Raw genomic sequence first — 11,995 nt, 5'->3', positions numbered from 1 at the left:
ATGAAAAATGTAGTAGTCGTAGGTGTTGGATTAATTGGTGGTAGTTTTGCTTTAGATATTAAAGAAAAATTCCCAGATACTATTTTGTATGGTGTAGATGCTAATCACTATCACCTAGAAGAAGCTATTAATCTTGGAATAATTGATAAAGTCACAGACATCGATAATATTGGTAATGCCGATTTAGTTATTGTGGCAATACCTGTCGATGTTACACTATCTGTTCTGCCAATTATATTAGATAATGTTTCTGATGATGCAATTGTTTTTGATGTAGGCTCTACAAAAGAAGACATATGCCTTAAAGTTAAAGATCATCCTAACCGAAGAAATTTTTTAGCAGCTCACCCAATTGCAGGTACTGAGTTCTCAGGACCATCTGCAGCAGTGAAAGGTTTGTTTAAAAATAAGACAAACATTATTTGCGAAGTTGAAGAAACAACATTTAAGCTTCAAGAAAAAGCAATACAATTGTTTAAAGATCTGGGAATGAGAATTCGATATATGAATCCTAAGGCACATGATAAGCATATTGCTTATGTATCTCATTTGTCACATATAAGTTCATTTATGCTTGGGAAAACGGTAATTGAAAAAGAAAAGAACGAACGCGATATTTTTGATATGGCAGGTAGTGGTTTTGAGAGCACTGTGCGTTTGGCAAAAAGTTCTCCAGCAATGTGGACGCCTATTTTTAAGCAAAATAAAACGAATGTTATAGAGACTTTAGATGAGTACATCAATAATCTGAAACAATTTAAAAGTCTAATGGAGCAAAACGATTTTGAAGCCGTTTATAAAGAAATGGAAGACACAAATCATATAAAAGATATTTTAAACGGAATTAAATAGAATAAGAAAAAAATAGTAATGGAAAATAAAAAGGAATTAAGAAATTGGCTTGATGCATTTGGATTAGAACATCCACTTGTAATTGCAGGTCCATGTAGTGCAGAAACAGAAGCTCAGGTTTTAAATATAGCACACCAACTAAAAAATAGTGATGCTACGGTATTTAGAGCTGGTATTTGGAAACCTAGGACGCGCCCAGGGAATTTTGAAGGTGTGGGTGCTTTGGGTTTAAAATGGCTACAAAAAGCTAAAGAAGAAACAGGGATGTTAATTACAACCGAGGTGGCAAATGCCAACCATGTGGAGCTAGCTTTAAAGCATGATGTAGATATTCTTTGGATTGGAGCAAGAACAACTGTAAGTCCATTTATTGTTCAAGATATAGCTGATGCGCTAAAAGGTACAGACAAGCCTGTACTAATTAAAAATCCTGTAAACCCAGATTTGGCCTTATGGTTAGGCGCTGTAGAACGTTTCTATACTGCCGATGTTAAAAATTTAGGGGTTATTCATAGAGGGTTTTCAACTTATGAAAAAACGAGATACCGTAACAATCCAGAGTGGCAAATAGCAGTAGATTTACAAAATCGTTTTCCGGACTTGCCGTTAATTTTAGACCCATCACACATTGCTGGTAGACGAGATATTATTTTTGATTTAAGCCAAACAGCTTTAGATCTAAATTATGATGGCTTAATGGTTGAAACTCATCACGATCCCGATAATGCTTGGAGTGATGCAGCACAACAGATAACACCTGATACCTTAATCCAATACACTGAGGATTTAAGAATCAGAAAAGAAGTTGGAGAGGCTACCGAATTTAAAAATAAGATAAACACATTACGTACTCAGATCGATGTAGTTGACCATCAGTTAATCGAAATGCTGGGGAAACGTATGACTATTGCAGATACTATTGGTCAACTTAAAAAAGACCATAACGTAGCAGTATTACAATCTAAACGTTGGAATGAGATTTTGGGTAAAATGATATTACAAGGAGAAGAAAAGAATCTAAGTGAAGAGTTTATATTAAGAGTATTTAAAGCAATTCACCAAGAATCTATTAATCATCAGGAAAAGATTATTAACCATTAAAAAAGAAAAAGCTCGCTTTTAGCGAGCTTTTTTTATGTTTAAAATTTAATTTATTTTTTCTTAGTGTAAGCTAATCTTCTAGAGGCTTTTCTCATTAATACATTTACCAAATCTTCTGGAGTACTTCCAAAACTGCCTCTAACCTTTTTATTATAATTCCATAATAAAACAGCGTCAGCACCATTATAAACACTCATATTTATTGTTGCTGAATTCGTAGAACCCCAAAATCCTAATACAAGACCTAAGGCTACTGATGCTCCTTCAGACATTGGCTTGTTAGTTTCGTAGTCACCATTAATTATGGCATCCACTCCAAGAATTTTAGCCAAATCTTCTGGTAATTGATCTTGAAGATTTTCATAGGTAATACCTTGCTTTGCAAGTAGAGCATTAGTTCGCTTAGGGTCTTGAACTTCTATTGAGGTCATTTTTCCTCTTTTCTTTCGTTTTAAAAACCAAGAATACATACCAGCTTGCAAACCTTCGCTTTCAGCCTGTTCGAGTTTTTCTAATTTTTCAGGAGTCATGTCTTTCATCTGTTTAGGGCGGAGTTTGACCTGAGTTTTAAACTTTATAATTGCTATTGATTTATGGTTCTTTGCAATTTCATCAAACTCTGGATTTTCATAAAGATTGGTTTGTGCAAAACTTGAACAAAAAAGAAGTAGCATTGTTCCTAAAAGGAAAATTTTTTTCATGATATTTTTTGGTTTAAATTAAGTTGGACCAAAATATACAATTATTTTAATTTTTAATTATTTTCTGAAATATTGTTTCTTTGTGTGAGATGACAGGAACTGTATACAAATCAACCGGTAGTTGGTATAGTGTAAAAACACCAAATGGTAAGTTTTTTGAATGTCGAATTAAAGGTAAATTTAGAATTAAAGGCATCAAAAGTACTAACCCTATTGCTGTAGGTGATGTTGTTGAGTTTGATATAGAAACCAAAAACAACAAAGAAACAGGCGTTATAAAACGTATAGAAGAACGGCAAAATTATATTGTACGCAAATCGGTAAACCTATCTAAACAAACACATATAATTGCATCTAATATTGATCTTGTATTTTTATTAGTAACAATAAATAATCCACCAACATTTACCAGTTTTATTGATAGGTTTTTAGTGACTGCCGAAGCCTATAGCATAAAAACAGTGCTAGTATTCAATAAGATTGATACGTATGATGATGAAACGCTTCTTGAAGTAAAATATCTGGCAAGCATTTATAGAAAAATTGGTTATGAATGTATTGGTATTTCTGCTAAAACAGGTAAAAATATAGACAAGGTGAAACACCTGATGGAAGGTAAAGTTAGCATGTTTGCAGGTCATTCTGGTGTAGGAAAATCTACTTTGGTAAATGCAATTGAGCCATCATTAAACCTAAGAACAAAACAAATATCAGAACAACACATGCAAGGGCAACATACAACTACATTTGCCGAGATGTTCGATTTGAGTTTTGATGCTAAAATTATAGATACACCGGGTATAAAAGGATTTGGAGTTGTAGATATGGAAAAGGAGGAAGTTGGTGATTATTTCCCTGAGTTTTTTAGATTAAAACAAGAGTGTAAGTTTAATAATTGCCTTCATTTAAAAGAACCTAAATGTGCAGTTAAAAATGCACTTGAAGACGATGAAATATCATACTCACGTTATAGAAGCTACTTGCAAATTTTAGAAGGCGAAGATGAGCATTATAGAACCGATAATTGGGATGAGAATTAACATATGAAAGTTGTAATACAGCGCGTATCTGGGGCAACAGTAACAATTAATAATAAAGTTGTTGCTTCAATTAATAATGGATTACTGATTTTATTAGGCATTGTTGATGACGATAGCCATGAGGATATTGATTGGCTATGTCGTAAAATATCGGGTTTAAGAATTTTTCCTGATGCTAATGGAGTCATGAATAAGTCTATTTTAGATTGCGAAGGAGATGCTATAGTTGTTAGTCAATTTACACTTCACGCAAGTACAAAAAAAGGGAATAGGCCTAGCTATATTAAGGCTGCTAAACCAGATATTGCAATTCCTATTTACGAGAGCTTTAAATCTACATTACAAGAGTATTTATCTAGACCAATTCAATCAGGAGAATTTGGTGCCGACATGAAAGTTAGCCTCATTAATGATGGTCCAGTTACTATTATTATAGATAGTAAACAAAAAGTCTAGCCTTTAGTATCAATTAGATTTGTTTATAGGAAATTGCTTACTATATTGTATATTATATCATTTTAGGTCAATAATGCGTATTAAATCATTAGTTACATATTTTATACTTATTGTATTTGCAACATCTTATTCGCAAAAAGATGTTTACTATAATGCTAATACAGTACCAATAGAGCTCAAGGTAAAAGCCAATGCTGTAGTAAGATATGATAAACAGATTATAACTATCAACGATTTTGACGATGTGTTCGTTTCAACCAAACGTATTGTAACAGTTTTAAATGAATATGGTAATCGTCATCAAAATGCCTTTGAAGCTTACGATAATAATACTAAAATAAAGAAAATGGAGGCCAAGATTTATAATGAATCTGGTCAAGAAATTAAAAAGGTAAAACTAAGAGACTTTAATGATGAAAGCGCTGTAAGCGGCGGAACTTTATACTCAGACAGTCGCGTAAAATATTTAAACTATACGCCTGTAAAATACCCATATACAGTAGAGTATACCTCAGAAGTGCAAATGAGAAGCACTGCTTTTATTCCAAAGTGGTATCCAATAGATGGTTATTATGTTTCCGTCGAAGAGTCGGAATACCAAATTGTAAACAATTCTGATATTAGTATTAGAACCAAGCCACAAAATTTTGAGAACTTTAATATTGAAGCACTCTCGGACTACCATGTTAAGGCAAAAAACTTAGCAGGTATAAAGTACGAAGTATACAATCCAGGAATTACTAATATTGTTCCAAGTTTAAAATCAGCGCTGACTGTTTTTAATATGGAAGGTGTTAAAGGTGAAAACAATAATTGGGAAGACTTTGGAAAATGGATGTATAATAAATTAATTACTGGTACAGATGCTATTCCGCAAACGGCCATTGATGAAGTCAAAGCTTTAACAGCAAATACAACTAATGCTATACAAAAGGCAAAACAAGTATATCAATACATGCAAGACAAAACACGCTACATTAGTGTGCAGGTAGGTATAGGTGGTTGGAAACCTATGGATGCTATGGATGTAGATAAATTGGGTTACTCAGATTGTAAAGGCTTAACTAATTATACAAAAGCATTACTTGAAGCAGTTGGAGTTCCATCGTATTACACAGTGGTTTGGGGAGATAATGACCTTAAAAATATAGATAAAGAATTTTCAGTTACTGAAGGTAACCATGTTATTTTATGTGTCCCAATTAATGACGAAAACATCTTTTTAGAATGTACAAGTCAAACTGTCCCATTTGGTTTTACAGCTGGTTTCACCGACGATAGAGATGTGCTTCTCATTACTCCAGAAGGTGGTAAAATTGTGCACACTAAAGTTTACGAAGCAGAAGATAGTGAGCAAATAACTAATGCAGTTATAGACATATCAAAAACAGGTGATATATCTGCCAATATAAATATAAAAACCACAGGTTACCAATACAATTTGCACGAGGAATTACTAAGAAAATCACCGAGAGACCAAAAATTACATTATAAAGAATATTGGGATTATATTAATAATTTGGACGTGTCTTCATTTGATTTTAAGAATGATAAAGATAAGGTTGTTCTTACAGAAACGATAAAAGTTAAGGCCAACAATTACGCTTCAAAAAGTGGGAGTCGTTTAATTCTTATGCCAAACATGTTTAATAGAATTACTAATATTCCTACCAGATATGAAAAACGTAATTTAGGGTTTAAACTACAACGTGCTTATCAGGACAAGGATGAATTTGTTATCACTATTCCTGAAGGCATAAAACTTGAAGCAATGAGCAAAGGAGAAAGCATTGAGTCAAAGTTTGGAAGCTATAAATATAAATTAGAAGAAATAGAAGGGAATAAATTAAAGTACACACGGTTTTATAAAATGAATAAAGGTGATTTTAGTAAAGAAGATTATAATGCGTTTAGAGATTTTAGAAAACGTGTTGTAAAATTAGATAAAACAAAAATTGTACTCAAAATAGACTAAACATTAACCAAGCAATCAATATGAAACATTTATTAACCTTAATTAGTATTGCATTTTTTGTTAGTTCAATTAATGCTCAGGATTATAAATTTGGTAAGGTTAGCAAAGAAGAATTAATAGAAAACATACATCCTGTCGATTCAAGCGCAAATGCTGCTTTATTATATAGAAAAGTTAAATCTTATGTTGGGTATAATTATATGGACGGCAAATTAGAGCAAACAAGATACATTTTAGAGAGAGTTAAAATATATAATAAAAATGGATTTGATTGGGCAACTAAAAGAACTCTCTTGTATAAGGGTAAAGATGTGAAAAATGAAAGAATAAGAGATTTAAAGGGCTATACTTACAACTTAGTAAACAATAAAGTTGTAAAAACTAAGCTTAAAAAAGATGGCATCTTTGAGGAACAAATAAATGATGCCATATCACAACACATATTTACCATGCCAAACATTGAAGATGGTTGTATTATTGAATATGAATATACTATTAGTTCGCCATACACTTCTGTTGACGATATTTTATTACAGTATGAAATACCAATAAATAGGTTAGAGGTAACTTTTAGTTACGATAAGTATTTTACTTACAGCAGCCTTTTAAATACGTTGTCATCATATTCTCCCAAAATCAATTTTAAATCTCGAGATGGAGTTAATACTGTTAAACAATATAATGATATCGTTCAGCAAAGTAATTATGTCATTAATGAAGTAATAATTAAGGAAAACAATGTTCCCTCTTTGATCAAAGAAGCTTATTCAGGAAATCTTAATAATTACAGACAAAAATTGAGTCTTGAATTAACTCAAATTAAAAATGGGAATGGTATAGTAGAAAAATTAATATCTAATACTTGGGTAAAAGTTTCTCAATCTATTTATGAGAGTTCAGCATTTGGCAAGCAATTAGAAAAGACAAAATTCTTTAAAGACGATTTAGCGCTTGTAGTTAATGACACCCATAATGCTTTCGAAAAAACCGCCATAGCATCGAACCTCATAAAGTCTAAGGTAAAATGGAATGGTAATTATGGTATGTATAGCAGAAAGGGAATTAAAAAAGCGTACGAAGAAGGTGAAGGAAATGTAGGTGATATTAATCTGTTATTAATTTCTATGCTCAAGTCAATAGGTGTAAATGCCAATCCTGTATTGGTAAGTACAAAAAATCATGGTATACCATTGTATCCAACCCGTGATGGTTTCAATTATGTGATTTGCATGGTTGAAGATAATGGCAGTTATGTATTAGTGGATGCTACAGAACCATTTGCACCGTTAAATGTATTACCAGATCGTGTTTTGAACTGGCAAGGACGAGTAATCAAAGAGGATAGGACATCAGGTTGGATATCTTTAATGCCAAGCAAACAATCGCAATACTCAACTTCATTAAATGTTAAACTAGAGGATGATTTTAGTATTTCTGGTAAAGTACGTCAAATGATAACTTCTAATCTTGCGTTGCGTTACCGAAAAACATATTCAGGATTAAGTGAAGCGGATAAAATAAAATCTCTAGAAGCAGATAAAGGTGACTTCGAAGTTTCAAACTTGCAAATAGAACATAAGGATAATGGAAATCTATCATTGGCTTATGACTACAACCTAAATGATGCAATTGATGATATTGGAGAAAAACTGTATTTTAGTCCATTACTTTTTATGGTCGAGAAAGAAAACCCTTTTAAGCTTAATGAGCGTAAGTACCCAATAGATTTTTCAATGCCAATAAAAGAAAAGTATAAAGTAAATATAATGTTGCCAAATGGGTATGCGATAGCTTCAATTCCACAAAGTGAGGTTATACAGTTCAAAGATGGAGATGTAAAATATTCATTTATTTTAAAACAAAATGGCAACTTTATACAATTAAGCACAGAGTTTGATTTAAAAACACCAATAATTGACCCTGAAGATTATAAAGTTTTTAAGGAATTTTACGGTAAGATAGTTGAGAAACAAGCTGAACAAATTATATTAACTAAATTATAATTATGAACATTTCAGATGCTCAAAAAGCGGTAGATAATTGGATTAAAGCACATGGTGTAAGATACTTTAATGAGCTTACCAATATGGCGCAGCTAACCGAAGAAGTTGGAGAAGTCGCAAGAATTATTGCACGTCGATACGGAGAGCAGAGTGAAAAGGAAAGTGATAAAAACAAAGACCTTGGAGAAGAATTAGCCGATGTGGTTTTTGTAGTATTGTGTTTAGCAAACCAGACAGGTATAGATTTGCAGACAGCGTTTGATAAAAAGATGGATAAAAAAGCGAAACGAGACCACGAAAGGCATCATAATAACGATAAATTAAAGTAGTTTTGTTCCCTCGAAAGAGGGACTATTTTTTTCTGATATGGATATTAAAATTCACAAGTCACTTATACAAAGCCATCAATCAAGAATAAAGATAACAGGCTCAAAAAGTGAATCTAATAGATTGCTTTTACTTCGAGCATTATATCCAAATATTAATATAGATAATATATCTAACTCTGATGATTCAACGTTAATGCAGGAAGCTTTATGCTCAATTTCTGAGGTGATTGATATACATCATGCTGGTACGGCCATGCGATTTTTAACTGCTTATTTTTCTATTCAAGACGGAAGAGAAACCATACTTACAGGTTCAAAAAGGATGAAAGAGCGGCCAATTGCTGTATTAGTCGAAGCATTACAATCACTTGGGGCTGATATCGCATATTTGGAGAATGAAGGTTATCCGCCATTAAAAATAAATGGTAAACAATTAACCCGAAACAAAGTGCAGCTCAGAGCAGATGTTAGTAGTCAATACATATCTGCATTATTACTAATTGGTAGTCGTCTTGAAAATGGCATTGAATTAACACTGAATGGTAAAGTTACATCTGTCCCTTATATAAAGATGACCTTACGTTTGTTAGACGAAATTGATGTTGAGAATACATTTATAGATAATGTCATTACAGTTAATCCTAAAGCCTCCAAAGTAGAGTCCAAAACATGGGTTGTAGAATCTGATTGGTCTTCGGCTTCATATTTTTATAGTATTGTAGCAATGAGTCCTGTAGGGACAAGTATTGAATTGTCTTCATACAAAAAAGAATCACTACAAGGGGATTCAGTATTAGCAGAAATTTATAGAGTATTTGATGTAGAAACTACGTTTGTAAATAATTCTATAATACTTAATAAAATAGCCCAAACAGACTCTAAGTCTTCTATTTCGTTAGACTTGAGTAATGCGCCAGATATTGCTCAAACAATAGCCGTTACAGCATTTGGGTTAGGTCTAGAGTGTAATTTATCTGGATTACATACTTTAAAAATTAAAGAAACAGATAGGTTAGAAGCTTTAAAAACTGAACTTACTAAACTAGGTGCTAAAATTACAGTTACCGATTACAGTTTATCACTTTTGTCTTCAGATAAAATCAATAGTAATATTGAAATTGAAACCTATAACGATCATAGAATGGCAATGGCATTTGCACCATTAGCATTAAGAGTGCCAATTATAATTAAAGAGGCCAATGTAGTGTCGAAATCATACCCTGATTTTTGGACCGATCTAAAACATTTAGGTTTCCAATTAAATAATTAACCGATTACTTGACAAGGCCTATGTCGAGATTGTATATTTGCAGCTTGAAAAAAACTACATGTACTTATGAAATTATCACACTTCAACTTTAATCTACCTGAAGAATTATTAGCAGAGCATCCAGCAGAACATAGAGATGAGTCTCGTTTAATGGTTTTAGATAGAGCTAATCAGACTATTGAACATAAAATGTTTAAGGATGTTATTGATTATTTTGACGAAGGTGACGTAATGATTCTTAACAACACAAAAGTATTTCCTGCAAGATTATATGGTAATAAGGAAAAAACTGGCGCACGTATTGAGGTGTTTTTACTAAGAGAATTAAATCAAGATCAACGCCTTTGGGATGTACTTGTAGATCCTGCTCGTAAAATAAGAATCGGAAACAAATTATATTTTGGAGATGACGAAACCTTGGTGGCTGAAGTTATAGATAATACAACATCTAGAGGTCGTACCCTTCGTTTTTTATATGACGGATCGTATAATGATTTCAGAAATAAACTGACTGAATTAGGGCAAACACCACTTCCTAAATATATTAAGAGAGATGTTGAGCCAGAAGATGAAGAACGATACCAAACTATATACGCTAGTAAAGAAGGCGCAGTAGCTGCACCAACAGCGGGATTACATTTTTCTAAACACCTATTAAAACGCTTAGAAATTAAAGGTGTTGAGCGTGCTGAAGTGACACTTCATGTGGGATTAGGTACATTTAATCCAGTTGAGGTTGAAGACTTGTCTAAGCATAAAATGGATAGCGAAGAAATTGAGATTAGACCGGACGCTGCTGAAGTAATTAATAGAGGTATTGCAACTAAAAAGCGTATTTGTGCTGTTGGTACAACTTCTATGCGTACTATCGAGAGTTCTGTGTCTTCGAGCGGCACATTAAACCCATATACAGGTTGGACTAATAAATTTATATTTCCACCATACGATTTTAGTATTGCAAATTGTATGATTACAAATTTCCATACACCAAAATCAACATTATTAATGATGATTTCTGCTTTTGCTGGTCATGATTTTATGAAAGAAGCCTATGCAGAAGCGGTTAAAGAAAAATATAGGTTCTATTCTTATGGAGATGCAATGTTAATCATCTAATTAGAATACTATAAAATTGAAAGCCTCTTGTTCACTAAACGAAATCAAAGTGCAAGAGGCTTTGTTATTATAAGATCATCTGCTTTTGACTATTTTTGAATGTCATGAAAACCGATAAAAAAGACATACGCGCATTAACCAAAGACCAACTTCGAACGTTTTTTGTTGAGCAAGGCGATAAAGCGTTTAGAGGAAACCAGGTTTACGAATGGTTATGGCAGAAATCAGCACATAGTTTTGAGGATATGACCAATATTTCGCTCAAAACACGTCAAATGTTACAAGACAATTTTGTGATAAATCACATTCGTGTTGATCAAATGCAACGCAGTTCTGATGGTACCATAAAAAATGCTGTTCGACTTCACGACGATTTGGTGGTTGAATCGGTATTAATCCCAACAGATACGAGAACAACAGCATGTGTATCTTCTCAAGTTGGTTGTAGTTTAGATTGTAAATTCTGTGCAACAGCACGCCTAAAAAGAATGCGTAATCTAAATCCTGACGAAATTTATGACCAAGTTGTAGCCATTGATAATGAAAGTCGATTGTATTACGATAGACCTTTGAGTAATATTGTTTTTATGGGAATGGGAGAACCACTCATGAACTATAAAAATGTTTTGAAAGCTATCGATAAGATTACCTCTGACGAAGGATTAGGAATGTCACCCAAACGCATTGTAGTCTCTACATCTGGCGTCCCAAAAATGATAAAGAAAATGGCAGATGATGGTGTGAAGTTTAAGCTTGCAGTGTCTCTACATTCTGCAATAGATGAGGTTCGCACATCTATTATGCCTTTTAATGCTACCTTTCCTTTAACGGATTTACGAGAAGCTTTACAATATTGGTATTCTAAAACAAAAAATAGAATTACCTATGAGTATGTCGTTTGGGATGGCATTAATGATAAGCGTAAAGATGTTGATGCCTTGGTTGAATTTTGCAAGTTTGCACCTAGTAAGGTTAACCTTATAGAGTACAACCCAATAGACGACGGTATGTTTCAACAAGCTAATTCAAAAGCTTTGGATATGTATGTTTCAGTTTTAGAAGCAAATAATATTACAGTTACAGTAAGACGAAGTCGTGGAAAAGATATAGATGCAGCTTGTGGGCAACTAGCAAATAAAAGCTAATTGGTAG

At 32.9% G+C, this 11,995-nt stretch carries 11 protein-coding genes; 10 read left to right on the top strand and 1 reads right to left on the bottom strand.

What is annotated here, in order from left to right:
• Positions 1–852 (top strand): prephenate dehydrogenase, encoded by an 852-nt coding sequence (locus ED556_RS12100; protein ID WP_296324150.1) that lies wholly within the window; start codon positions 1–3, stop codon positions 850–852.
• A gap of 18 nt (positions 853–870) precedes the next feature.
• The gene (locus tag ED556_RS12095) at positions 871–1,953 is read left to right on the top strand and encodes a bifunctional 3-deoxy-7-phosphoheptulonate synthase/chorismate mutase type II (RefSeq protein WP_296324146.1); all 1,083 of its coding nucleotides are present in this window, start codon (positions 871–873) and stop codon (positions 1,951–1,953) included.
• A 50-nt stretch (positions 1,954–2,003) separates the two neighbouring features.
• On the opposite strand, the gene ED556_RS12090 is transcribed toward ED556_RS12095, so the two are convergent.
• Positions 2,004–2,654, bottom strand: coding sequence for a hypothetical protein (locus tag ED556_RS12090; RefSeq protein ID WP_296324143.1), 651 nt, complete (start codon positions 2,652–2,654; stop codon positions 2,004–2,006).
• 89 nt (positions 2,655–2,743) lie between these two features.
• Here ED556_RS12090 and rsgA point away from each other — a divergent pair, with 89 nt between their 5' ends.
• The 8 genes from rsgA (at position 2,744) to rlmN (ending at position 11,988) form a co-directional block, all read left to right on the top strand.
• On the top strand, positions 2,744–3,694 hold the full coding sequence (gene rsgA, locus ED556_RS12085; protein ID WP_296324140.1) for a ribosome small subunit-dependent GTPase A: 951 nt from the start codon (positions 2,744–2,746) through the stop codon (positions 3,692–3,694).
• A 3-nt stretch (positions 3,695–3,697) separates the two neighbouring features.
• Positions 3,698–4,150, top strand: coding sequence for a D-aminoacyl-tRNA deacylase (gene dtd, locus ED556_RS12080; protein ID WP_296324137.1), 453 nt, complete (start codon positions 3,698–3,700; stop codon positions 4,148–4,150).
• Between the two features lie 73 nt (positions 4,151–4,223).
• A complete protein-coding gene (locus ED556_RS12075) occupies positions 4,224–6,125 on the top strand; it encodes a DUF3857 domain-containing transglutaminase family protein (protein ID WP_296324135.1) in 1,902 nt (633 codons plus the stop codon).
• A gap of 20 nt (positions 6,126–6,145) precedes the next feature.
• Positions 6,146–8,128, top strand: a complete 1,983-nt coding sequence (locus ED556_RS12070; RefSeq protein WP_296324132.1) for a DUF3857 domain-containing protein — start codon at positions 6,146–6,148, stop codon at positions 8,126–8,128.
• A 2-nt stretch (positions 8,129–8,130) separates the two neighbouring features.
• Positions 8,131–8,457, top strand: coding sequence for a nucleotide pyrophosphohydrolase (locus tag ED556_RS12065; protein ID WP_296324129.1), 327 nt, complete (start codon positions 8,131–8,133; stop codon positions 8,455–8,457).
• Positions 8,458–8,494: 37 nt separating this feature from the next.
• Entirely contained in the window at positions 8,495–9,727 is a 1,233-nt protein-coding gene (locus ED556_RS12060; RefSeq protein WP_296324126.1) for a 3-phosphoshikimate 1-carboxyvinyltransferase, read from the top strand.
• A gap of 66 nt (positions 9,728–9,793) precedes the next feature.
• Positions 9,794–10,843, top strand: a complete 1,050-nt coding sequence (queA, locus tag ED556_RS12055; protein WP_296324122.1) for a tRNA preQ1(34) S-adenosylmethionine ribosyltransferase-isomerase QueA — start codon at positions 9,794–9,796, stop codon at positions 10,841–10,843.
• 104 nt (positions 10,844–10,947) lie between these two features.
• Complete coding sequence (gene rlmN, locus ED556_RS12050; RefSeq protein ID WP_296324119.1) at positions 10,948–11,988, top strand: 23S rRNA (adenine(2503)-C(2))-methyltransferase RlmN; 1,041 nt, start codon at positions 10,948–10,950, stop codon at positions 11,986–11,988.
• The last annotated feature ends 7 nt before the right edge of the window (positions 11,989–11,995 follow it).

Origin of the sequence: Winogradskyella sp. (assembly GCF_003712105.1) — a bacterium.
Taxonomy (GTDB): domain Bacteria; phylum Bacteroidota; class Bacteroidia; order Flavobacteriales; family Flavobacteriaceae; genus Winogradskyella.
Note: the sequence above shows the minus strand (reverse complement) of the source record. Positions and strands in the feature narration are given on the sequence as shown.

Bases quoted from the DNA above. Each gene is read 5' to 3' on its own strand.
- ED556_RS12100 (WP_296324150.1), top strand. From the start codon at position 1: ATGAAAAATGTAGTAGTCGTAGGTGTTGGATTAATTGGTGGTAGTTTT.
- ED556_RS12095 (WP_296324146.1), top strand. From the start codon at position 871: ATGGAAAATAAAAAGGAATTAAGAAATTGGCTTGATGCATTTGGATTA.
- ED556_RS12090 (WP_296324143.1), bottom strand. From the start codon at position 2,654: ATGAAAAAAATTTTCCTTTTAGGAACAATGCTACTTCTTTTTTGTTCA.
- rsgA (WP_296324140.1), top strand. From the start codon at position 2,744: ATGACAGGAACTGTATACAAATCAACCGGTAGTTGGTATAGTGTAAAA.
- dtd (WP_296324137.1), top strand. From the start codon at position 3,698: ATGAAAGTTGTAATACAGCGCGTATCTGGGGCAACAGTAACAATTAAT.
- ED556_RS12075 (WP_296324135.1), top strand. From the start codon at position 4,224: ATGCGTATTAAATCATTAGTTACATATTTTATACTTATTGTATTTGCA.
- ED556_RS12070 (WP_296324132.1), top strand. From the start codon at position 6,146: ATGAAACATTTATTAACCTTAATTAGTATTGCATTTTTTGTTAGTTCA.
- ED556_RS12065 (WP_296324129.1), top strand. From the start codon at position 8,131: ATGAACATTTCAGATGCTCAAAAAGCGGTAGATAATTGGATTAAAGCA.
- ED556_RS12060 (WP_296324126.1), top strand. From the start codon at position 8,495: ATGGATATTAAAATTCACAAGTCACTTATACAAAGCCATCAATCAAGA.
- queA (WP_296324122.1), top strand. From the start codon at position 9,794: ATGAAATTATCACACTTCAACTTTAATCTACCTGAAGAATTATTAGCA.
- rlmN (WP_296324119.1), top strand. From the start codon at position 10,948: ATGAAAACCGATAAAAAAGACATACGCGCATTAACCAAAGACCAACTT.